Below are 22,076 nucleotides of genomic sequence, written 5' to 3'. Positions count from 1 at the left end.
GCCTCCCTAGCGGCCGATTGCATAGGCTTGCATCAGGCGCGGCGTCGCCGCGGCCTTGAGCAGCCCGTCCGGTGTGCGGCACGCGGCGGTCAGGCGTCCGACCGTCCAGGGTTCGGCCACTTCGATGTCGTGGCCGCGCGCGCGCAGATCGGCGATCACCGCCTCGCCGAACGAGGGTTCCACCATCAGGTGTCCGGGCCGCACCGCGCGCGGATCGAACGAGCCCTGGAAATGCGCGGTATGGAACAGCGGTGCGTCGATCGCCTCTTGCAGGTTCATGCCGGAATGCACCATCCGCAGGAACAGCATAAGCTGCCACTGATCCTGCTGGTCGCCGCCCGGCGTGCCGAAGGCGTGGCGCGTGCCGTCCGGCGCCTCGGCCATCGACGGCGACAGCGTCGTGCGCGGCCGCCGCCCCGGTGCAAGCGAGGTCGGCAGGCCCTCGTCCAGCCAGAACATCTGAGCCCGGCTGTTCAGCGGCATCCCCAGCCCCGGCACCACCGGCGAGCTTTGCAGCCAGCCGCCCGAGGGCGTGGCCGAAACCGAGTTGCCCCAGCGGTCGATCACGTCGATATGGACGGTATCGCCGCGTTTCTCGGTCAGGTGCGCCATCGTCGGCTCGCCCGCGCCGACCCCGCCGCTTGCGGCCTGTTCGCGTGCCTTTGCCCGGGCGATATACGCATCGGCCAGATGGTCCAGCCCGGCAATCCGCCCCGGTCTCTGATCCAGCGATGCCCGCGGGCCCATCAGCGCGCGCCGTGTCGCGGCATAGTCACGCGACAGCAGCGTATCGGTGGGGATATCGGAATGCGCCGGGTCGCCGTAATAAGCCTCGCGGTCGGCGAAGGACAGTTTCATGGCCTCGGTCACAAGGTGGACGAAATCCGCCCCGGTGCTGTCGAGATCGGCGATACCCGACCCTTCCAGCGTGCGCAGCGATTGCAGCATGGTGGGCCCCTGGCTCCACATGCCGGCTTTCCAGACGGTCCAGCCTTCGTAATCGACCGACAGCGGGGCCTCGTAGCTGGCGCGCCAGTCCGCCATGTCCTGGCCCGTCAGGACACCCTTGTGACGGCTGCCCGAGGCGTCCATCACGCAGGCGTCCCGCACCCATGCGTCGATGGTTTCGGCAATGAACCCGGAATAGAACGCGCGGCGGGCGGCTTCGATCTGGGCTTCGCGGCCCTTGGCGGCCTCGGCCTCCTGCAGCAGCCGCTCCCAGGTGTCGGCAAGCGCGGGGTTGCGGAACAGCGCCCCGGCCTGCGGCGCCACCCCGCCCGGCAGCCATGTTTCGTACGAGGTCGGCCATTCGTCGCAGAAGAAATCCGCCAGTCCCGCAATCGTGCCGGCAACGCGCGGCAGCATCGGGTGGCCGTGGCGCGCATAGTGGATCGCGGGCTCCAGGATGTCGCGCAGGGGCAGGCGGCCATGATCGCGCAGGATCAGCATCCAGGCGTCGAAGGCGCCGGGTACAACGGTTGCCAGCAGCCCGGACCCCGGGACGATATCCAGGCCCTCGCCCCGGAAATGCGCGATGGTGGCGGCCGCGGGCGCCACGCCCTGCCCGCAAACCATCGTTGGCGCCTCATCCCCCGCGGCGCGGACAAGGGCCGGCATGTCGCCCAGCGGGCCGTTCAGATGCGGCTCGACCACGTGCAGGGTAAAGCCCATCGCCGCCGCCGCGTCTGCGGCCGTGCCGCCCGCTTCCAGTATCTTCATGCCGACCGCCGAAGCAATCCAGTGGGTCGAGGCCGTGACGCCGAATGTGCCTTTGATTTCCGGCCGGGTCGTGAAAGTCATGTCTGCATCCCTGTCAAGTGTCGCGCGGGTCGAGCGCATCGCGCAGCCCGTCGCCCAGAAGGTTGAAACCGAGCACCACCAGGAAAATGGCGATGCCCGGATACAGCGCCATCCACGGCGCCTGTTCGAGAAAGTTCTTGGCCGTGTTCAGCATCGCCCCCCAGGACGGCGCGGGCGGTTGCTGCCCCAGCCCGAGGAACGACAGCGATGCCTCGGCGATGATCGCCGTGGCGATGGTCAGCGTGCCCTGAACGATGATCGGCGGAAAGATGTTCGGCAGGATATAGCGCCAGATCAGCCCGACATGCCCGATCCCCACTGCGCGCGCGCTTTCGACGTAATCCTCGGTCATGACGGACAGGGTCTGCGCCCGTGACAGGCGGACGAAGATAGGCATGGCCGACAGGCCGATGGCGATCATCGCATTGGTCAGTGACGGCCCCAGGAAAGCCGCCAGCGCAATGGCCAGGATCAGGAAGGGCGCGGCCAGCAGCGCCTCGGTAAAGCGCGAGATGACGGCATCCGTCCATCCCCGCATGTAGCCCGCGATCATGCCCAGCGGCACCCCGAGGGCCACCGCGATCAGGACCGAGACCACCCCGGCCAGCAGCGATGCCTGCGCACCCCAGATCATCCGGGACAGCACATCGCGCCCGATCTCGTCCGTACCGAAGGGATGCGCGGCGGTGGGCGGTTTGCGCACCGCCGACCAGTCGGTTTCCGCCGGGCCGGGCACCGGAAGAAGCGGTGCAAGGATCGCCACCACGAGGAAGAACACGACGATCGCGCCCCCAAGGATGGCCGAGGGGTTGCGCCGGAACTTGGCCCAGGCGCGGCTGCGGCGGCGTGGCGGCAGCGGATCGGCGGCGACTTCGGGATCGACGGTTGCGGTCATTGGTCGGACATCCGCGGGTTGAGGACGCGATAGGCCGCGTCGGCCAGAATGTTCATCGCGATGAAGGCGATACCGGTGCACAGGACGATCCCCTGAACCACCGCGTAGTCGCGGTTGAACACGGCGTCGACCACCAGTTTGCCGAAGCCGGGGATGGTGAATATCTGCTCGGTCAGGACCGCACCGGCCAGCAACTCGCCGAACAGGAGGGTAATGACGGTGACGACCGGCACCAATGCGTTCCGCAGCGCGTGCTTGACCAGAACGACGCCTTCGCGCAGGCCCTTGGCGCGGGCGGTGCGCACATAGTCGGATTTCAGGACGCTCAGCATGGCCGAACGGGTGTGCCGCATCAGCGTCGCGGCCAGTGCCGTGCCCAGGACAAATGCGGGCATCACCATCACCCTGATGGATTGCAGCGGGTCCTCAGACAGCGGCAGATAGCCCGAGGCGGGCAACCATCCCAGCCTGACCGAGACCAGCAGGATCAGCATGATGCCCAGCCAGAAATTCGGCACCGACAGGCCCGACAGAGCGATTATATTGGCCAGCCAGTCGATCCATGTGCCTTTCTTGTATGCCGACAGAACGCCTGCCGGGATGCCGATCAGGATCGCGATGATCAGCGCCATGACGGCAAGCTGGATCGTCACGGGAAGCTTTTCGGCAATAAGCTCCAGAACAGGTTGTTGGGTGCGCAATGAAATGCCCAGATCGCCCTGCAGCGCATTCCCGGCCCATGCCAGGTATTGCACCGTTATGGGATCGTTCATCCGGTATTTTTCACGCAATGCCGCGATGATTTCCGGGTCGCGTTCCTCGCCGGCCATGACAAGGATCGGGTCGCCGGGCAGCAGGTGCTGCAGGGTAAACACGAACACCGAGATCAGGAAGACCGTCGGTATCGCGATCAGGATACGGCGTCCTAGAAAGGCCAGCATAGCGGGACAGTTCCTTGGTGTAGAGGTCTGAGAGACCGCCCCGGCATCCGGTGCCTGGGCGGTCCCTGGCTTGGGTTTACTCGGACACCGAAACGCCGTGCAGGCGGATCATGCCGTCGGGATAGGGCGTGAAGCCTGCCACCTTTTCATCCAGTGCCCAGATCCACACCGGGTGGTAGAGATAGATGATGGGCATATCCTCCTGTTGCAGCGCGATTGCCGCGTCATAGCTTTGCTTGCGCACGGCGGGATCGTTCGACAGGCGAGCCTCGTTCAGGGCCTTGTCCATGTCCGGGTTGGAATAATCCGCATCGTTCAGCCCGCCATTGGCGGTCATGAACTGGTGGATATTCCCATCGGGATCGACCCGCCCCGACCAGCCGATCTGGCTGGCGACGAATTCACCGGCGGACTGGTCTGCCAGCAGCGTTGCGAATTCCTTGGCCGCCAGTTCGACCGTGATGCCGGCCTCGGCCGCCATCGCCTGAATCACCTGCATCACCTGTGTCTGCACCGGGTTGTTGGCCACCTGCACCTCGACCGTGATGCCGTCCGCGTGACCTGCCTCGGCCAGCAATGCCTTGGCGGCGTCGATATCGCGTTCGGGCACCGGGAAGGCCGTGTTATACCAGGGCGAGGTGGGCGCATAGGGCTGGTTGCCCGGTGCGAATGCCCCTTCGAACACCACCTGGTTCAGCGCGTTGCGGTCGATCGACAGCGACAGCGCCCGGCGTACCGCCGCGCTCTGGCCGATCGGGTTGTCGGCGCGCGGGCCGTTGGCGATGTTGATCGTGATACCCTGATAGCCGAGCGAGGTCGCCCTTTCCACGTTCAGGCCGTCATCGGCCTCGGCCGAGGCCAGGTCGGTTGCGGCAAGCCGTTCCAGCATGTGCAGGTCGCCCGCGCGCAGGTTGGCAAGGCGCACCGTCGTGTCGGGGATCGGCAGGAAGGTGACGCTGTCGAAATTGATCTCGTCCGCGCGGTAGTAGTCGGCGAATTTCTCCAGCACGATGCGATCCTGCTGCACCCGTTCCTTGAACACGAAGGGGCCGGCACAAACCGGGTTCAGGCCGAAATCGGCCCCGGCCGCCTCGGTCGCCTTGGGCGACAGCATCATGCCGGCACGGTCCGCGAACTGCGCCATCAGGGTGGCGTCGGGCGCCGAAAGCGTGAACCTGATGGTGTAGTCATCGACCACTTCCCAGCTTTCGATCGACTTTACCTCGGATTTCCGGCGGCTCACGTCGAGGTTCTTGGAGCGGTCGATATTGGCGGCGACGGCGGCAGCGTTGAAGGGCTCGCCATCGTGAAAGGTGACGCCTTCGCGCAGGCTCATCGTCAGTTCGGTGCCGTCGTCGCTCCACTCCCAGCCGGTGGCCAGCATCGGGATGATTTCCAGATCGGGCGTGATATCGACCAGCTTGTCGCAGAGCGAGGCATAGACGATCCGCCCGACGAAGGTGCGTGACTGATCGGGGTCGAGCACATCGGGATCTTCCTGCAGCCCGATCCGCAGATCCTGGGCATGGGCCAGCCCGGCGGTCATGGCCAGCAAGGCGGCCAGCCCGAGTGTCTTTGTGATACGCATGTCGATTACTCCTCTGTTGTTGGTTTGGTCTTGTCGGTCTGCGCCCCGGCCATCGCGGCACGGGCGTGGGAATACAGCGCGAAACGTCGCTGTGCCGCATCCGGGCGCGCGGCCATGGCGGCGTTCACCCCCGTCAGCGAAAGCTGTTCGGCGAAATGGCAGGCAACCTGGCGGTCCGGGCTGGGCGTGCGCAGTTCCGGCCGCTCGTCGCGGCATTTCGCCTGCGCATAGGGGCAGCGGGTGTGAAACCGGCAGCCCGGTGGCGGCGCGATCGGGTTGGGCGGATCGCCTTCGAGCATGGTGCGCGCCTTGCGCGCCCCGGTGGCCGGAATCGGGATCGCCGACAGCAGCGCCTCGGTGTAGGGATGCGCGGGTGTGGCGAACAGGTCGGCGGCGTCTCCCAGTTCGACGATCTCACCCAGATACATCACCGCGACGCGGTCCGAGATATGCCGGATCACGGCAAGGTCGTGGGCGATGATGATCAGCGTCAGGCCAAGTTCTTCCTTCAGGTCTTCAAGGATGTTGACCACCTGCGCCTGGATCGACACGTCCAGCGCCGAAACCGGCTCGTCCCCGACCACGATCTTCGGTCCCGTGGCAAGCGCGCGGGCGATGCCGATGCGCTGGCGCTGCCCGCCCGAGAATTCGTGCGGATATCTGTCCGCATGTTCCGGCCGCAGCCCGACCTTGCGCAGCAACCCGGCCACCTTCGCGCGGCGCTCGGGCGCGGTGCCAAGCCGGTGGATACGCAACGGTTCCTCGATCAGCGCGCCGACGGTCATGCGCGGGTTGAGCGATGAGAACGGGTCCTGGAAGATGAACTGCATCTCACGGCGCAGGGCCCGCAACTCGGTCCCGGAAAGCGAGGCGATATCGCGGTCGCCATAGATGACCGACCCCTCGGTCGGGTCGATCAGCCGGGTCAGCAGCCGTGCGAGCGTGGATTTCCCGCAGCCGGATTCCCCGACGATGGCAAGCGTTTCGCCCTGGCGAACCTCAAGCGAGACATCGTTGACCGCCTGGACCACCGTCGGTGCGCCGAAAAGCGGTTTGCCGGTGATGAAGCGCCGCACAAGGCCGCGTGCGGAAAGGATCGTCTGTGTCATGCCGGCACCTCGCGGCGTTGTCCGACGGCGAAATCCTCGAGCGGGGCGTGCCAGCAGGCGACCGCATGGCCGGTTCCGCGCGGGGCCAGGGGCGGTGGCGCCTCGCATTGCGCGGTGGCGAACGGACAGCGCGCGGCAAAGCGGCAGCCGCGCGGCATGTCGTCGGGGCTCGGCACGCTGCCGGGGATGGTGACAAGCCGGCCCTGATCGCCCGCCAGCGATGGCATCGAACTCATCAGGCCCAGCGTGTAGGGATGCTGCGGGTCGTCAAAGACCTGCGCGGTCGTGCCCGCCTCGACAATGCGGCCGGCATACATGACCGCGACCTTGTCGGCCATCTCGGCCACCACGCCCAGGTCATGCGTGATCATGATCTGCGCGGTGCCGGTTTCCGCCCCGAGGTTGCGCATCAGGTCTAGGATCTGCGCCTGGATCGTTACGTCCAGCGCGGTGGTGGGTTCGTCCGCGATCAGCAGCGCCGGATCGTTCGCCAGCGCCATGGCGATCATCACGCGCTGCCGCATCCCGCCGGACAGTTGATGCGGGTACTCGTCCAGGCGTTTCCCGGCCGCCGGAATACGCACCCGCTGCAGCATCTCGGCTGCGCGGGCCCGTGCGGCATCGCGCGGGATGTCGCGGTGCGCGCGGACCGCCTCGGCGATCTGCTCGCCGATGCGCAGGGCGGGGTTGAGCGAGGTCATCGGTTCCTGGAAGATCATCGCGGCCCGGTCACCGCGTAACCCGCGCAGCACGTCCGGCGCCGCGGACAGCAGGTCGATGCCCTGGAACATGGCCGATCCTCTTTCGACCCGCAGCGGCGTGCCCTCGAGCAGCCCCATCAGGGCAAGCGCCGTCAGGCTTTTGCCGCAACCGGATTCGCCCACGATACACAGGGTTTCGCCGGCATTCAGGGTGAAGCTTACATTATCCACAAGCGGCTCTGCCGTGCCCGCCACGCGGATCGACAGCCCGCGCACATCGAGAAGGGGCGACGGATCGGTCATCCCGCGCCCCCCGACATCGATTCCCTGAGGTTGTTGAACAGCGCGGTCAGGTGGTCGCGCATCGCCTGGGCGGCGGCGGCCCCGTCGCGCGCGTCGATCGCGTCGACAATCCGCGCGTGCTGGGTGTCGTACAGTTCGCGCCGGGCATCGGTGCGCGCGCGGTGGCGTTTCATCTGCCAGTCTTCGCCCATCCTCACCTCGTCGATCAGGGTAAAGGCCGTCAGCATCAGGCGGTTGCCCGCGATCCGGGCGATCGCGCGATGCAGGGCCCCGTCCCAAAGCTCGGCCGAATCCGCCTCCTGTGCCTCGTGGGTGCGTTCCACGAGCTGCCGCAGCCGTGCGACGTCTTCGGCGGTGGCGCGCTGTGCGCACAGCTCGGCCAGCGCGGGTTCGATGCAAAGGCGGGCCTCCATCGCGCTCAGCGGGTCCACCTCGGCCACGATCTCGGCGGCAAGGGCCTCGGTCGGGTCGGGGGGCTGCCCGGCAAAGGTTCCCTTGCCCTGCTTGCGCCAGATCAGCCCCTCGCTTTCCAGCTGGGTCAGGGCGCGGCGCACCGCGCGCCGGCCCGCCCCAAGCTCTGCCGCCAACTGGCGTTCGGTGGGCAGCCTGCCATCCGCCGGCAGCAGGTTGTCGACAACGATCTGCCGGATGGCCCCCAGAACGCGCAGGTTTTCGGGATCGGGATCGGTGCAGGTGCTTGCCGGTTTCAGCATCTGATGCATGAATCATTCCCAGATTGGTGTGAACCAATGCTTCTTTGGTTCAGGTTTCGGGTCAACCGAAATTCGCGCGCAGACCGTGGATATGCAGGAAGGGTGGTGCGGCCGATGCGTCAGATATCTGCGTCAAAACCGGCTTAAGTATCTGGGAAGATATTATTTTCGGTATTCCAGGTCCCACGCCTGCGGCTGCCTGAAATATCGGCACCGGGTTGGGTGATCTGCCGAAAAGGCCGCAGCCGCACCCGCGATGCGCGCCATGTCGGGAGAATCGGGGCAGCCCGGTGCGCCTGTCGTCAGCTTGTCTGGAAGAGATCGTGGGGTAGCGGCAAAATCGGAAAATTTCTGGGGATAAATTTTATTCTCACGTCAAAAAATAGTCGTGGCCGAGGCCGCTACCCCAAGACAATTTACGTTTGTGGCAATTTTGTGTCGACCGTTGATGTGGAAACAAAGCGTTCCGCAAGCGTGGCCAGCGCATATGCTGCGCCGGCCCACACTCGGTTGGCCCGTGTTCCGTCAGCCTGTTGTCTTGGCGGTTGCCGGCCGGATATCGCGCTGGCCCGTGCCATAGGTTTCGCGCGATTTCCGCAGCAGGATGCGCGACCAGCCGTCATTGGATTCCTCGGGCATGGTTTCGCGCAGCAGGGTTTCATAGCTGAGCTGTTCCAGCCTTTGCTTTTCGGGCATGGACGCGCTGCGCAGAAAGGCGCGTTGCGATACGTTGCTGGCTTCCCGTGTCGCGGGGTTCTCGGTGACGTTCGCAATCGCGCGGGTCAGACCGGCCAGCGCATCGGTGCGCGACATCATCCCCAGCACGACCGGCTGCCCGACGATCAGGTTGGGCATATCCACCGGCGCGTCTTCGCCGTGCAGCTTGTCGAACTCGGTATTCACGCGCTGTTCGCAGCTGAAGAACGGGTTGATCAGCCGGAAGGGTCGCACCACGAGGAACACGCCGCCGCCGCGATAGGACAGGGCGCCACCCGACTGCAGGCAACCCCGCTCGATCGCGCGGGCAGTCATGCCGATCAGGCGCGCGAACTCTTCCTCGGGCAGTTGCCTGAACAGCGATTGCGCACCGCGCAATTCAATGGCGAACACCGCGCTGCGCGAAAAGCGCCGCCGCGACAACTGCATGGCATAGTTCTCGAATTCGAGCTTGCCGAGCGCGCTGTCGATATGGGGCAGGGGAACGGGCTCGTCAAAGCGTCGCGCGACGGGCCGCACATCGGCGGTCTCCTGTGCGGCGGCAAGCTGGGGCTGCGCTTGCCGCGCAGGGTCCATCGCCACCTTTCGCGCGCTCTGGATCAGTTTGCGCAGTTCGACGAAGTTGAATGGCTTGGTCGCATAGTCGGTCGCACCCGCCGCGAAGGCCCGGTCGAGATAGGCCTTTTGGTGCATCGCCGTCAGGATGACCACCGGCGCCGTCTGGTGGCGCGGGTCGGACCGGATGAAGCGTGTCAGTTCGATTCCGTCGATATCCGGCATCTGGATGTCCACCACGAAACAGTCGAATGCCGGTTCCGCCGAACGGATCAGATCCATCGCCTCGCGCGAACCAAGGGCGGTCACGACGGTGTGGAACCCGGTCTTCGACAGGATGTCACTCAGCAGGTTCACGATGCTTTCGTTATCGTCGACAACGAGGATTTTCATGGGGCAGCGCCTTTTGCGTTCAGGTCGGACTTCACTCGCCAACGGCACTGGTAAAAAATGGGGCAAACATGCGTACCAAAACTGTGTCGGGGCAGACTGCTTGGAAAATGTGCCCAGAATTAGGCACTGACATGACGCCACATAGTCGTGACGACGGACGTTACGAATCAGCCACAATTCGCGGTTCGGGGTGACCGGAGGGGTCGTCCGCGACCCTCTGCTCAAGCCGCGGAAACCGCTCGGAACAGGCAATACGATGTATGGTTGTATCGGCCGGAAAGGGGCTCAGACCACTTTCGCAAAACGGGAAAGCGCCGTCTGGACACGCATGACGGCGGCCTGGCTGACCACGCCGTCGATCGTGACTTTCGGGCCCACCGGCGTGCCGCTGAGGCCCAGCCGTTTCGTCCAGCGCGACCAGCCGTCGGGAACGAACCCCAGCACGTGTTGCGCGCCCATATGCTCGGCGCTTCTGAGCATGTGTTCGAAAAGTGCCAGCTGCAGCGCGTGGCGCCGTTTCGATCCGGCGTTGTCGACGATGAACAGCCGCGTACCCTCCCACACCGTCGGGCTGACGGGGGCCTCGGAGAACAGCACATCGCGCGGAATTTTCTCCAATAATCCAAGCTGTGCGTCGCGCAGCATGTAGGTATAGATGGCGCAGCGCGAGGTCGTCGGCATCAGCCGCAGGCCGCCCAGGATCTCGCCGTATTCATGCATGATGACCCAACGGCATTCCGGCGTGTCGTACTGGTCGAATTCCATGCCTTCGGTGCAGGGCAATTCCCAGCCGAGCCCGTCGATGAAACAGGTCTTGCGCGCCCGCAAGAAGCTGGGAACGAGATCGCCGTGCTCGTGCATGTCGGCGAAACCGGTCGTGGTGAACCTTACATGCTTAAGTTGAGCGCGATCCGCCAGGCTGGGTACTTTCGCGCGCACGGATTGCGTGGCCACACCGCCGGGCGGAGTAGTGGGGGGAAGCTCTGGAAAAATCTCGGATGCCCGCTTTGGAGGTTCCGAAAATCCACCTGCGTGTTTCATGGCCTGCACTCAAATTTTTCTTTGTTTCTATGGGAATATTCGCCTCGCGTCCACAAAATTGACACGATTTTGCCGCAAGTTGCACATGGTTTGACGCGGCGTTGCCGCAAAGCCAGAGAATCGGGCACCCCGCCGGATGCCCGGAACCGCCACCAAGATGACGTGGTTTTTCCCAACTCTGTTGCTAGCACCGTGCCGAAGAAGGACGGATACCATCATGACTGGCATCGACACGGCAGGCCCGGCCCAAACCCGCGATCCCGACGGCAAACGGGTTCGGCAGCTTCGCGACTATGTGAACACCAGCCTCAGCCTGATCTGGCAGCGGCAGGCAATCTTTGCCGGGGCGTTGTTGCTGACGCTTGTCTATTTCGACGCCCGCTGGGCGATCTGGTGCTACCTTGCGCTCCAGGCGTCCGAGCTGTGGGATTTCGTGAACTGCCGCCAGGTCGCGCGCTGGAACGGCCGTGGCGCCGCCGCCTACAGGCGTTTCCTGTCCGTGGTCCTGGCCAGCACCGTGCTGAGTTCGGTCAGCATCAGCACCTGGGGCGCCCTGGTGGCGATGCAGCAGGGGACCGGCGGGCATTTCATGCCCTTGCTGTTCCTCTTTGCCGCCTCGCTCTTCGCGGCGATGAACAATCACCAGTTCCTGCCCGCGCTACAGCTGCGCCTCGTGATCTACGGGGTGACGTTCCTGTTCATCGCGGTGCTCGACATCATCCGCTACACGCCGCCCCTGACCTCCTTTGTCTGGCTCGAATTCTTCACCGTCGTTTTCGTGATGTTCTTCATCCTCGATTCGTCGCGCATGTTCCTGCGGCTTTACCGCAGCAACCTTCACCAGATGGACGTCCTGCGGCAGGAACACGAACGCACCCGCGCGGCGTTTCGCGCCAAGTCGCAATTCGTCGCCACCGTCAGCCATGAACTGCGCACGCCGCTGACCTCGATCAGCGTTGCGGTGGATATGGTGAACTCGGGCGAATACGGAAAGCTGCCGCCGGAATCGCGGGATATCCTGCAGATCGCCGCCAAGAACTGTTCGCGGCTGAATACCCTCGTGAACGACCTGCTGGACCTGCAGAAGATCGAGGCGAACGAGATGGCCTTTCACTTCGACGTGCTCGAGGTCAACGATTTCATTCGCGAGGCGGTCGAGATGCACCAGGAATACGGTGCCGAAACCGGCAACCGCGTCGAAATGCAGGGCCACGGGGACGAGATCTGGATCAAGGGCGATCCGATGCGCCTGATGCAGGTGATGGGCAACCTGCTGTCGAACGCAATCAAGTTCTCGCATCCGGGTATGCCGATCCATGTCAGCGTCGCCAGGATTGACGATACCGTGCGCATCTCGGTCCGGGATCAGGGCATCGGCATCCCCGAAGGGTCGCGCAAGCTCGTGTTCGGCCGCTTTTCGCAGATCGACGCCTCGGACCGGCGCCAGATCGAAGGCACCGGTCTGGGCATGAGCATTGCCGAATCCATCGTGGAACATCACGATGGCATCATCGACTATGTCAGCGAGCTGGGCGCGGGAACCGAGTTCTTCGTAGAACTGCCCATCCTCAAGGCGCCACCGCACGCCGCCGCGGCCGAGTAACCCCATCCTGTCCGGCCCCTGACGCCGGGTTTGACCCGGACCTGCGGGCAGCGACAATTTTCTCCATTGTATACGAATGTATGCTGTGGACCTCGGCCGCGGATTGCACTATGGCGGGGACAGCCACAGAAAGGATTGTCCGATGTCCGATCAGAACACACCCGATATCATCTATACCAAGGTCGACGAAGCGCCCGAGCTTGCCTCGGCTTCGCTTTTGCCGATCATCCAGAAATTCGCTGCCGCCGCCGGTGTCAGCGTGGGCACCAGGGATATCAGCCTTGCGGGCCGCATCATCGCCACCTTCCCGGAATACCTGACCGGGGATCAGCGCCAGTCCGACGACCTGGCCGAGCTGGGCGAGCTGGTGAAGACCCCGCAGGCCAACGTGATCAAGCTGCCCAACATCTCGGCCTCGGTACCGCAGCTTGTCGCGGCCGTCAGGGAACTGCAGGGGCAGGGCTATGCACTGCCGGATTACCCCGAAGAACCGGTAACCGACGAGGAAAAGGCCGTGCGCGCCAAGTATGACGGGATCAAGGGCTCGGCCGTGAACCCCGTCCTGCGCGAAGGCAACTCGGATCGCCGCGCTGCCGCCGCCGTCAAGAAATACGCACAGTCGAACCCGCACCGCATGGGCGACTGGTCGTCCGACAGCAAGACGCGCGTTTCCGCGATGCAAAGCGGCGATTTCTTCTCGAACGAGGACTCCGCGACGCTGGACAAGGCCGCCACGGCAAGGATCGTTCTGGAAACCGCCGACGGGGAAACCGTTCTCAAGGACGGCGTGTCCTACCCGGCGGGCACCGTGGTCGACGCCACTTACATGAGCGCCGCCGCGCTCGATGCCTTCCTTGCCGACGAGATCGAAAAGACCAAGACCGAAGGCACGCTTTTCTCGCTGCACATGAAGGCCACGATGATGAAGGTCTCGGACCCGATCATCTTCGGCCACGCGGTCAAGGCGTGGTTGCAGCCGGTCTTCGACAAGCACGGCCAGAAGATGAAGGACCTGGGCGTGAACCCCAATTCCGGCATGGGCGACCTGCTGGAGCGCGTCAAGGGCGAGCCCGAAATCATGGCCGATATCGAAGCCTGCCGCGCGCAGCGTCCGCCGATGTACATGGTCGACAGCGATCGCGGCATCACCAACCTGCACGTGCCGTCGGACGTCATCATCGACGCCTCGATGCCCGCGCTGATCCGTGCCGGCGGCAAGGGCTGGGGACCCGACGGGAAAGAGCATGACGCCAATTGCGTCATCCCCGACAATTCCTATGCGCCGGTCTATGACGAGGCGATTGAATTCTTCAAGGAAAACGGCAAGCTGAACCCGGCCACCGCCGGAACCGTGCAGAACCTCGGGCTGATGGCGCAGAAGGCCGAGGAATACGGCAGCCACCCGACCACCTTCGAAATTCCAGCCGATGGTGTGGTCAGGATGATCCTCGATGACGGCACCGTGCTGCACGAACACAAGGTGCAGGCGGGCGACATCTGGCGCTCGGCCAGCGCGCGCAAGGCCCCGATCGAGGATTGGGTGAACCTGGCCATCGAACGGCAAAAGGCGACCGGCTATCGCGCGATCTTCTGGCTGGATGCGGATCGCGCCCACGACGCCCGGCTGATCGAATACGTCAAGCCGATCCTCGAAGCGAAAGGCGTGGCCGACAAGTTCGAGATCATGTCGCCCCGCGATGCCACCCGCGCCAGCCTTGAGACGATCACCAAGGGCGAGAACACAATCGCCATCACCGGCAACGTGCTGCGCGACTACCTGACCGACCTGTTCCCGATCCTCGAGCTGGCCACCTCGGCCAAGATGCTGTCGATCGTCAAGCTGATGAATGGCGGCGGGCTGTTCGAAACCGGCGCCGGCGGCTCGGCGCCCAAGCATGTGCAGCAGTTGATCGAGGAAAATCACCTGCGCTGGGACTCGCTGGGTGAGTTCTGTGCACTCGGCGAAAGCTTCAAGTTCCTGGCCGATGCCCGCGACAATGCCAAGGCGCGCATTCTGGGCGAGGCGGTCGAGGCCGCCACGCAGGGCGTGCTCGACAACGACCGCAGCCCCAGCCGCAAGGTGGGCGAGCCCGACAACCGCGACAGCCACTACTGGTTCGCCCGCTACTGGGCCGAGGCGCTGGCCGCGCAGACGGACGATGCCGATCTGGCTGCGCATTTCGCGCCCATCGCCAAGGCCCTTGCCGAGGGCGAGGCCGACATCGTGGCCGAACTTGCTGCCGTGCAGGGCGCACCCGCGGATCTGGGCGGGTATTATCACGCCGACGCGGCCAGGACCGCGGCGGTCATGCGCCCGTCGAAGACGCTGAACGCCATTATCGGCTGACGCGCCCCGCCTGCAAAAGAAAACGCCGCCTGAAATTCAGGCGGCGTTTTTTGTTGGCTTTCCTTACCCGATCAGGACGCGGCAAGGCGTTCGCGCTTGCGGTCGGAGCGGGCAAGGAAGATCGGCAAGGCACAAAGCAGCAGGCCGATCCCCGCCGTTTCGATAAAGTTCAGGCCGAACACATGGGTTTCGGGCATGGCAAAGAACAGCCCGCCGATGAACAGCAGCACCCGCAAGGCGATACCAACCGCCCCCTTTCGCATCGGGCCGACAAGGCTGATATGCCCCTGCAGCGCCATCGAGATCATCGCCACGCCGAACAGCGCCGAGATCAGCGCGACCGCCACCTCGCCCGCGGGGGCCTGTCCCACCAGCGCGGGGTTGAGCACGAAAAAGAACGGGGCGATATAGATCACGCCGCCCAGCCGCATCGCCTCGAACCCGGTCTTGATCGCGTTCTCGCCCGCCATCGTCGCGGCGGCGAATGCCCCCAGCGCCACCGGCGGGGTGATATAGCTGACCATCCCCCAGTAAAGGATGAACAGGTGCACCGCCAACTGGTTCAGCCCGCCTTGTTCCAGCGCGGGCGCCAGCACCACGGCAAGGAAGATGTAACAGGCGGTCACCGTCATCCCCATGCCGAAGATGAACGCCGTCAGCGCCCCCATCAGCAGCAGCACGAAGGTGTTGTCGCCGGCGATAAAGACAAGCTCGTTCACCAGCGTGCCCGCCAGCCCCGTGGCGCTGAACGACCCCACGATCAGGCCGACACCCAGCAGGATTGCCGTCAGCTCTGCCAGCCCCTGTCCGACACCCACGATCATGTTGCCCAGCTTTTTCAGCGACAGGCGATGGTTGGGCAGGATCTGGTTCACCACCAGCAGCAGCGCCGTGGCATAGAACGGCGCCGAGGTTTCGCGCCGCATCACCAGCAGCATGAAGATCAGGACCGCGAAGACACCGATGTAAAGCCATCCCTCGCGCAGCGTCTGGCCCAGCCCGGGCAACTCGCTTCGGGCAAGGCCGCGCAATCCGCGCCGCGCGGAATAGGCGTCGATCTGCGCGAACAGCGCGAAATAGAACAGCAGCGACGGGATCGCCGCCGCCAGCGCGATATCGACGTAAGGCCGCGACAGAAACGATGCCATCACAAAGGCCGTGGCCCCCATGATCGGCGGCATCAGGACGCCCCCGGTCGAGGCGCAGGCCTCGGTCGCGGCGGCGGTCTTGGCGGAAAAGCCGGTGCGCTTCATCGCCGGGATCGACACCGCGCCGGTGGTCAGCACGTTGGAAATCACGCTGCCCGACATCGAGCCCATGAAGCCGCTGGCAAAGATCGACACCTTGGCCGCTCCGCCGCGATAGCCGCCCACCAGCGACAGCGCCAGGTCGTTGAAGAACTGCCCGCCGCCGGTGCGCTGCAGCACCGCGCCGAACAGGATGAACCCGATCACCACGCCGCCGAATGCCTTCATCGGAATCCCGAACGAACTTTCGGCCGAATAGACGTGATAGGAAATCGCCTCGCTCAACGAGCTTTGAAAGCCCGAAAACGGGTCGGGCACATGGCCTGCGAAGGTGGGGTAAAAGGCGAAAAGCACCACGATCGCGAACAGCACCTTGCCGCCGGCGCGCCGCGTCGCCTCCAGTACCAGCGCAAAGAACACGTAAGCCACGTATTGCGCGGTTTCAGGCGCGGCATATTCCCAGCCCTGCGCCAGGTTCCTCTCGGCATTGGCCGACAAATAGCCCGTCGTCACCAGCGCCAGCACCGCCAGCAGCCAGTCCAGCCAGATCGGCTTGCCGATCTTGCTGCCGTTCACCCGGAACACCAGGAACGAAATCGCAAGGAACAGACCGCCCAGCAGATACAGATACCGCCCGTCGATCAGGACGATCCCGCCGACCTGCAGATTGAAAAGCTGGTTCACCACCAGCAGCACGCCCGCCAGCGTGCCCACGATCACCGCGATGCGCCCGGCCTTGCCTATACCGGTATCGTCCGGCGCCTCGGATTCGCGTTCCAGTGCGGCCTGTTTGCCACGCATGCCTGCCTCCCCAATGGGCGTGAGCCTTTGACAGAAAACGGCCCCGCGACGGATCACGGGGCCGCAAACGGGTCAACCGTCGTTAAAAGACCACCGAGAAGCCGCCGGCCTTCAGCGCCTCGCGCCGTCTTTCGGCCCAGGCCTCGTCCCAGTTCTCGGGCGCTTCGGCCTTGAGTTCTTCCCACGCGGCCTGAAGCGCCGCCTGACGGGCGATCAGGTTGTCGTTATGCGCCTGCGCCTCGTCGTTCCACATGCCCGCTTCCTGGTAATAGCGGATGGCGCCATCGTGATAGGGGACGACCCAGGTCATGTCCTGCTTGTCCAGCGCCCAGCCGCCGATGCCCGGCGCGTTGCCGTCATAGGCGTCGAACAGCTCGACCATCGCCTTGGTCATGTTATAGGCCAGATCGGCATCGGTTGCGTCTGTGCCCACCAGAACCGGATAGGCATAGCCCGCGCCCTGGTAGCCGTCGGTGCCGTCGATATTGGCGCCCACCTGCGCCTTGTTTGGGGTAAAGAACGGCGCGATCGCCTGCATCCGTTCCAGCCCTTCGGCATTCTCGGGGTCGATCGGCGGCCAGAACAGGCCGCGCGGGCCGGTTGCCGCCTCGTAGGCAAAGCCCGAGTTGGTCGAGGCAAAGGCTGCGTCCACCTGGCCCTCCATCAGGCCCTTCCACGACGCACCGAAGCCGCCGAAATCCACCCGTTCCACATCGTCCCATGTCAGCCCGCCATAGGCGAGATAGGCCTCGGAGTTGACGTTCAGCGCGGGTGCGCCGACGACCCATGCCACGCGCTTGCCCTTGAGATCTGAATACTCCTTGATGTCCAGATCACCGGCCACGCCGACCGCCAGGTTGATCGCGCCGCCATTGTTGGCCATCAGAACGCGGATGGGCTGCGGCCCCCAGTTTTCGCTGCCGAACTGGAACGCGCCTTCCTGCGCCATGAAGCTGCCGCCGACGCCGGTGGCCGAAAACTCGACCCGGCCCTGACGCAAAGGTTCGGTGCGGCTGACGTCGTTCTTGCCGGGCAGCACACGCAGGTTCACACCCAGCGCGTCCTGCAGCGCCGCGCCGATGGCGACTGCCTGGTTATATCCGGCCGAGCCGGTGTCATAGGCTGTCCACGACATCTGTTTGGGCAGTTCTGCCGTGGTGGATTGGGCCAGTGCCGCGCCTGCGAATACGCTGGCCGTGCCGGCAGCCGCCAGCAGTTTGACAAGACTGTTCATAAGTCTCCTCCCCTCTTCTGTTGGTCCTCCCGGGGCGCCTGGAAACGCCCCGCTCCTCGTGCATCCGCAGTTCTATTTGCGGAATTTGTTTTCGCTATGCGATAATCGGGCAGATGATGCAAAAGTCAAGGGAGGCGATGAGGCGATGATGGATCGGGCAAAGACACGCGCGGCGGACCATATGGCAAAGGTTCTGGCGGGATTGGGGGCCGACCGGATGTTCTGCGTTCCGGGCGAATCATACCTGACCTTCCTGGATGCGCTGCACGGCCAGACGGCGATTGACCTCGTGGTTTGCCGGCACGAGGGCGGCGCGGGCATGATGGCCGTAGCCGATGCCAAGCTGACGGGGCGGCCGGGGCTTGTGGCGGTCAGCCGGGGGCCGGGGGCCACCAATGCCTCGATCGCACTGCACCTGGCGCAGCAGGACGCGGTGCCGCTGGTCTGCCTTGTGGGGCAGGTCGCGCGGTTCGAGCGCGGCCGCGGCGCGTTTCAGGAGGTCGACTATACCCAGATGTTCGGCGGCATTGCCAAGGGCGTGTGGGAGGTGACGGAAGGCGCGAAGCTGGCCGAAACCCTTGCCCGCGCCTGGGCACTGTCGATGTCGGGCACCCCCGGCCCGGTGGTGATCGCCCTGCCCGAGGACATGCTGTCCGACCCGGTGGATGGCGATTTGCCCGCACCGGTCCGGGTGCCCCGCACGGGCGTCGCGCCCGGGGACGTGGCCCGCGCCGCCGAAATGCTGGCCCGCGCCGAGCGCCCGCTGATCGTCGCCGGGGGCGGGTTGGACAACGATGTCGGGCGCCGCGCGCTGGCGGATCTGGCGCAGGCGCATGGCGTGCCCGTGGCGCTGTCCTTCAAGCATCAGGAAATATTCGACAATTCGTCGCAGCTTTATGCCGGGCATCTCGGGTTCAAGATCCCCGCGCCCATGGTTGGGGCGCTGCAAAAGGCCGATCTCATCATGGCGATCGGCACCCGCATGGGCGACACGCCCAGCCAGGGCTATCGTTTGCCGAAGGCCCCGAAACCCGACCAGCCCTTTATCCATGTCTGGCCCGACCCGGACGTTCTGGGGCAGGTTTTCGAAACCGACCTGCCGCTGGCCTGCGACCCGGCGCTGTTCTGCGCGGCACTGGCCGGGGCCGAGGCTGCGCAGCCGTCCGCGCGCACCCTCTGGGCGGCCGAGGTGAATGGCGTGGCCCGGCAACTGGCCGATATCACGCCCACCGACCAGGTCGACGGGCTCGATTTCGGGGCGGTCGCGTCGGAACTGGCCAGGCAGGCTCCGCGCGACAGTATCGTAGTCACGGATTCGGGCAATTTCGCGGGCTGGGTGCACCTGTCCTGGCCATGGGACGGCACGCAAAAGGCCATCGGCGCCGTGGGTGGCGCGATGGGGCTGGGCGTGCCGGGCGCGGTCGCGGCGGCGCTGCGCTACCCCGAAAAGACGGTGCTTGGCTTTGCCGGTGACGGTGGCGTTCTGATGACGGGGAACGAACTGGCCACCGCGATCGCCAGGGGTGCGGCGCCGAAGATCGTGGTGTCCGACAACCGCACATACGGCACGATCCGCCTGCACCAGGAACGCGACCACCCCGACCGCATCTCGGGCACCGACCTTGTGAACCCCGATTTCGTGGCATGGGCCGAAGCCTTTGGCCTCAAGGGGTTTTCGATCGAAAAGGGGGACGATATCGCCGGGATCGTGGGCGCGTTCCTGTCCCATGACGGCCCCGCGCTTCTGGCCGTCCGGTCCAGCGCCGAGGCGATTTCTGCCTATACCACGATCTCGGCCCTGCATGCGCGGATGGGGGGAAACCGGGGCTGAACATGGGCTGCCCATAAATCAGGCGATCACGGGAAAAATGCCGCGAAATGCGGCATCGCCGCCCGGTTTGACGGCGCGAGGTGCAGGGCAAATGGCCGTGCCCGCAAGGACATGGTGAACTCGGCCCGGTTTCCAACTCTGGCGGAGCGGTCCGATGACCCTGCCCATGCGCCCCAGTCCGGCCCGGATCGTGACGGCCCAGCCCCGTGCCGAGGGCGCGATGCACCTGTCGGTAAAGGCGCAGGGCGCGGGCAGCGCGCTTGACCGCTATCGTGCCAGCGGCGCGTTCAAGGCGCTGTTTCCGCGCCGCGCACCGGGGGGCGGGGTCGAGGCGATCGCTATCAACACCGCGGGCGGCATCACCGGCGGCGACCGGTTTTCGCTGCACGCCACCGCCGGGCCGCGCGCGCATCTGACGCTGACCACGCAGGCCGCCGAACGCGCCTATCGTTCGGCCGGGGGCTGGGGCAGGGTCGATACCCGGCTGACCGTGTCCGAGGGCGCGACGCTGTTCTGGCTGCCGCAGGAACTGATCCTTTACGATGGGTCGGCCCTGCGCCGCAGCCTGCGCGCCGATCTTGCCGGCACCGCCCGCCTGCTGCTGGTCGAGCCGGTGATCTTCGGCCGCGCGGCGATGGGCGAGGTTCTGGAAACCGCGCGGTTTCACGACGAAATCGCGCTGTTTCGCGCAGGCGTGCCGCTCTGTTGCGATCGCGTGCGGATGGATGGCGATATCGCCGCGCAGCTGTCCCGCCGCGCCGTCGCGCAGGCGGGCGGCGCGATGGCCAGTCTTGTCTGCGTCGCCCCCGACGCCGGGGCGCATCTGGCCGCGATCCGTGCCGACCTGCCCGAAACCGGCGGCGTCAGCCTGCTGCACCCGGACGTCCTGGTGCTGCGCATCGTGGCGCAGGACGGTTTTCACCTGCGCCGGCACCTTCTGCCGATCCTCGACCGGCTGAGTAACGATACCCTTCCGACAAGCTGGAGGCTCTGACCCATGCAACTGACCCCGCGTGAAAAGGACAAGCTGCTGATCGCGATGGCCGCCGAGGTGGCGCGCAAGCGCCTGTCGCGCGGCGTGAAGCTGAACCACCCCGAGGCCATCGCCCTGATCACCGACGCCGTGGTCGAAGGTGCCCGCGACGGGCGCAGCGTGGCCGACATGATGGAGGCCGGCGCCCACGTCATTACCCGCGCGCAATGCATGGAGGGCGTGCCCGAGATGATCCACGAGGTTCAGGTCGAGGCGACATTCCCCGACGGCACCAAGCTGGTGACCGTCCACAACCCGATCCGATGATCCGCGCGCCCCGATGCGCCCCTTGAAAACCAGGAGACCGACATGACCCGTATCCCCCTTTTCCTGCTGCCCGCCCTTGTCGTGGCGACGCCCGCGCTGGCGCATCTGGAGCCCGGCGAACATGGCTCGTTCGCGGCGGGCATGACGCACCCGCTGTTCGGGGCCGACCATGTGCTTGCCATGGTCTGCGTCGGGCTTTGGGCGGCGCTGATGCCGGGGCGGGCGCTGGTGGCGCTGCCGGCGGGTTTCGTGGGCGCGATGGTGCTGGGCTTCGGCGCCGCGCTGGGCGGCCTGGGCCTGCCGATGGTCGAGCCGGTGATCCTGTCCTCGGTGCTGGTGCTGGGGGTGCTGGTCGCGTTGGCGGTGCGGCTGCCGCTGGCCGGTGCGGTGGCGCTGGTGGCGGGGTTCGGGTTCTTTCACGGCCATGCGCACGGGCTTGAGATCGGCGTGGCCAACGCGCTGCCGTATCTCAGCGGCTTTGTCGCGGCGACGGTGGTGCTGCACATGGCGGGGCTTGCCTGCGGGGTGGCGCTGGAACGGCTGAACCGTCCGGGGCTGCTGCGCAGTGGCGGCGGGGCGGTGGCCGCGCTGGGCGCCTGGCTTCTGGCGACGGGCTGAGGGGGTGGCGCGATGATCCCCGGCGAACTTTTCCCCGCGGCGGGCGAGCTGACGCTCAATCCCGGGCGCGAGGCGATCACCCTGATGGTGGCCAATACCGGCGACCGGCCCGTGCAGGTAGGCAGCCACTATCACTTTGCCGAAGCCAACCCGGCGCTCGATTTCGACCGGACCGCCGCACGCGGTCACCGGCTCGATATCGCGGCGGGTACGGCGGTGCGGTTCGAACCCGGCCAGCGGCGCGAGGTGTGCCTGATCCCGATCGCGGGCGCGCGGCGCATCTATGGCTTCAACCAGCGGGTCATGGGCGAACTTGACTGACCACCGCCGCGAAGTTGC

The 22,076-nt window shown here is 65.5% G+C and carries 18 protein-coding genes; 7 read left to right on the top strand and 11 right to left on the bottom strand.

The window, feature by feature from the left end; genetic code table 11:
• Positions 1 to 6: 6 nt before the first annotated feature.
• The 9 genes from F3H87_RS13160 to F3H87_RS13120 form a co-directional block, all read right to left on the bottom strand.
• On the bottom strand, positions 7 to 1,800 hold the full coding sequence (locus tag F3H87_RS13160) for a gamma-glutamyltransferase family protein (RefSeq protein ID WP_149788269.1): 1,794 nt from the start codon (positions 1,798 to 1,800) through the stop codon (positions 7 to 9).
• Between the two features lie 13 nt (positions 1,801 to 1,813).
• A complete protein-coding gene (locus F3H87_RS13155; RefSeq protein WP_149788270.1) occupies positions 1,814 to 2,695 on the bottom strand; it encodes an ABC transporter permease in 882 nt (293 codons plus the stop codon).
• Positions 2,692 to 3,636 carry an ABC transporter permease gene (locus F3H87_RS13150; RefSeq protein ID WP_149788271.1) on the bottom strand — a complete coding sequence of 315 codons (945 nt, stop codon included), beginning with the start codon at positions 3,634 to 3,636 and terminating at the stop codon, positions 2,692 to 2,694. Before F3H87_RS13150 ends, F3H87_RS13155 begins: the two co-directional genes overlap by 4 nt.
• 76 nt (positions 3,637 to 3,712) lie before the next feature.
• Positions 3,713 to 5,224 carry an ABC transporter substrate-binding protein gene (locus F3H87_RS13145; protein ID WP_149788272.1) on the bottom strand — a complete coding sequence of 504 codons (1,512 nt, stop codon included), beginning with the start codon at positions 5,222 to 5,224 and terminating at the stop codon, positions 3,713 to 3,715.
• 5 nt (positions 5,225 to 5,229) lie between these two features.
• Entirely contained in the window at positions 5,230 to 6,333 is a 1,104-nt protein-coding gene (locus tag F3H87_RS13140; RefSeq protein WP_149788273.1) for an ABC transporter ATP-binding protein, read from the bottom strand.
• Positions 6,330 to 7,337 (bottom strand): ABC transporter ATP-binding protein, encoded by a 1,008-nt coding sequence (locus F3H87_RS13135; RefSeq protein WP_149788274.1) that lies wholly within the window; start codon positions 7,335 to 7,337, stop codon positions 6,330 to 6,332. The genes F3H87_RS13140 and F3H87_RS13135 overlap by 4 nt, the downstream gene beginning before the upstream one ends.
• Complete coding sequence (locus F3H87_RS13130; protein ID WP_149788275.1) at positions 7,334 to 8,059, bottom strand: FadR/GntR family transcriptional regulator; 726 nt, start codon at positions 8,057 to 8,059, stop codon at positions 7,334 to 7,336. Before F3H87_RS13130 ends, F3H87_RS13135 begins: the two co-directional genes overlap by 4 nt.
• 516 nt (positions 8,060 to 8,575) lie before the next feature.
• On the bottom strand, positions 8,576 to 9,715 hold the full coding sequence (locus F3H87_RS13125; RefSeq protein WP_149788276.1) for a response regulator: 1,140 nt from the start codon (positions 9,713 to 9,715) through the stop codon (positions 8,576 to 8,578).
• A 285-nt stretch (positions 9,716 to 10,000) separates the two neighbouring features.
• Entirely contained in the window at positions 10,001 to 10,756 is a 756-nt protein-coding gene (locus tag F3H87_RS13120) for an acyl-homoserine-lactone synthase (protein WP_223228062.1), read from the bottom strand.
• Between the two features lie 217 nt (positions 10,757 to 10,973).
• Here F3H87_RS13120 and F3H87_RS13115 point away from each other — a divergent pair, with 217 nt between their 5' ends.
• Together F3H87_RS13115 and F3H87_RS13110 are read left to right on the top strand one after the other, a co-directional pair.
• Positions 10,974 to 12,359, top strand: coding sequence for a sensor histidine kinase (locus F3H87_RS13115; protein WP_188129206.1), 1,386 nt, complete (start codon positions 10,974 to 10,976; stop codon positions 12,357 to 12,359).
• Positions 12,360 to 12,501: 142 nt separating this feature from the next.
• Complete coding sequence (locus F3H87_RS13110) at positions 12,502 to 14,706, top strand: NADP-dependent isocitrate dehydrogenase (protein ID WP_149788279.1); 2,205 nt, start codon at positions 12,502 to 12,504, stop codon at positions 14,704 to 14,706.
• Positions 14,707 to 14,777: 71 nt separating this feature from the next.
• Here the strand turns inward: F3H87_RS13110 and F3H87_RS13105 are convergent, their stop codons facing one another.
• Positions 14,778 to 16,754, bottom strand: coding sequence for a TRAP transporter permease (locus F3H87_RS13105; RefSeq protein WP_149788280.1), 1,977 nt, complete (start codon positions 16,752 to 16,754; stop codon positions 14,778 to 14,780).
• A gap of 82 nt (positions 16,755 to 16,836) precedes the next feature.
• On the bottom strand, positions 16,837 to 17,988 hold the full coding sequence (locus F3H87_RS13100; RefSeq protein ID WP_149788281.1) for a TAXI family TRAP transporter solute-binding subunit: 1,152 nt from the start codon (positions 17,986 to 17,988) through the stop codon (positions 16,837 to 16,839).
• Positions 17,989 to 18,133: 145 nt separating this feature from the next.
• Between F3H87_RS13100 and F3H87_RS13095 the strand changes: the two genes are divergently transcribed.
• The 5 genes from F3H87_RS13095 (at position 18,134) to F3H87_RS13075 (ending at position 22,058) form a co-directional block, all read left to right on the top strand.
• On the top strand, positions 18,134 to 19,819 hold the full coding sequence (locus tag F3H87_RS13095; protein ID WP_223228058.1) for a thiamine pyrophosphate-dependent enzyme: 1,686 nt from the start codon (positions 18,134 to 18,136) through the stop codon (positions 19,817 to 19,819).
• Positions 19,820 to 19,973: 154 nt separating this feature from the next.
• Complete coding sequence (locus F3H87_RS13090) at positions 19,974 to 20,813, top strand: urease accessory protein UreD (RefSeq protein WP_149788282.1); 840 nt, start codon at positions 19,974 to 19,976, stop codon at positions 20,811 to 20,813.
• A gap of 3 nt (positions 20,814 to 20,816) precedes the next feature.
• Positions 20,817 to 21,119 carry an urease subunit gamma gene (locus F3H87_RS13085; RefSeq protein WP_149788283.1) on the top strand — a complete coding sequence of 101 codons (303 nt, stop codon included), beginning with the start codon at positions 20,817 to 20,819 and terminating at the stop codon, positions 21,117 to 21,119.
• A 42-nt stretch (positions 21,120 to 21,161) separates the two neighbouring features.
• On the top strand, positions 21,162 to 21,737 hold the full coding sequence (locus F3H87_RS13080) for a HupE/UreJ family protein (RefSeq protein WP_149788284.1): 576 nt from the start codon (positions 21,162 to 21,164) through the stop codon (positions 21,735 to 21,737).
• 12 nt (positions 21,738 to 21,749) lie between these two features.
• The gene (locus F3H87_RS13075) at positions 21,750 to 22,058 is read left to right on the top strand and encodes an urease subunit beta (protein WP_149788285.1); all 309 of its coding nucleotides are present in this window, start codon (positions 21,750 to 21,752) and stop codon (positions 22,056 to 22,058) included.
• Positions 22,059 to 22,076: the final 18 nt, after the last annotated feature.

The organism is Lutimaribacter pacificus, from assembly GCF_900142185.1.
Lineage (GTDB): Bacteria > Pseudomonadota > Alphaproteobacteria > Rhodobacterales > Rhodobacteraceae > Lutimaribacter > Lutimaribacter pacificus.
The sequence above is the reverse complement of the archived record's forward strand: the minus strand, read 5'-3'. Positions and strand labels throughout refer to the sequence as shown.

Coding starts and splice junctions, on each gene's coding strand:
- F3H87_RS13160 (WP_149788269.1), bottom strand. CDS start 1,800: ATGACTTTCACGACCCGGCCGGAAATCAAAGGCACATTCGGCGTCACG.
- F3H87_RS13155 (WP_149788270.1), bottom strand. CDS start 2,695: ATGACCGCAACCGTCGATCCCGAAGTCGCCGCCGATCCGCTGCCGCCA.
- F3H87_RS13150 (WP_149788271.1), bottom strand. CDS start 3,636: ATGCTGGCCTTTCTAGGACGCCGTATCCTGATCGCGATACCGACGGTC.
- F3H87_RS13145 (WP_149788272.1), bottom strand. CDS start 5,224: ATGCGTATCACAAAGACACTCGGGCTGGCCGCCTTGCTGGCCATGACC.
- F3H87_RS13140 (WP_149788273.1), bottom strand. CDS start 6,333: ATGACACAGACGATCCTTTCCGCACGCGGCCTTGTGCGGCGCTTCATC.
- F3H87_RS13135 (WP_149788274.1), bottom strand. CDS start 7,337: ATGACCGATCCGTCGCCCCTTCTCGATGTGCGCGGGCTGTCGATCCGC.
- F3H87_RS13130 (WP_149788275.1), bottom strand. CDS start 8,059: ATGCATCAGATGCTGAAACCGGCAAGCACCTGCACCGATCCCGATCCC.
- F3H87_RS13125 (WP_149788276.1), bottom strand. CDS start 9,715: ATGAAAATCCTCGTTGTCGACGATAACGAAAGCATCGTGAACCTGCTG.
- F3H87_RS13120 (WP_223228062.1), bottom strand. CDS start 10,756: ATGAAACACGCAGGTGGATTTTCGGAACCTCCAAAGCGGGCATCCGAG.
- F3H87_RS13115 (WP_188129206.1), top strand. CDS start 10,974: ATGACTGGCATCGACACGGCAGGCCCGGCCCAAACCCGCGATCCCGAC.
- F3H87_RS13110 (WP_149788279.1), top strand. CDS start 12,502: ATGTCCGATCAGAACACACCCGATATCATCTATACCAAGGTCGACGAA.
- F3H87_RS13105 (WP_149788280.1), bottom strand. CDS start 16,754: ATGCGTGGCAAACAGGCCGCACTGGAACGCGAATCCGAGGCGCCGGAC.
- F3H87_RS13100 (WP_149788281.1), bottom strand. CDS start 17,988: ATGAACAGTCTTGTCAAACTGCTGGCGGCTGCCGGCACGGCCAGCGTA.
- F3H87_RS13095 (WP_223228058.1), top strand. CDS start 18,134: ATGATGGATCGGGCAAAGACACGCGCGGCGGACCATATGGCAAAGGTT.
- F3H87_RS13090 (WP_149788282.1), top strand. CDS start 19,974: ATGACCCTGCCCATGCGCCCCAGTCCGGCCCGGATCGTGACGGCCCAG.
- F3H87_RS13085 (WP_149788283.1), top strand. CDS start 20,817: ATGCAACTGACCCCGCGTGAAAAGGACAAGCTGCTGATCGCGATGGCC.
- F3H87_RS13080 (WP_149788284.1), top strand. CDS start 21,162: ATGACCCGTATCCCCCTTTTCCTGCTGCCCGCCCTTGTCGTGGCGACG.
- F3H87_RS13075 (WP_149788285.1), top strand. CDS start 21,750: ATGATCCCCGGCGAACTTTTCCCCGCGGCGGGCGAGCTGACGCTCAAT.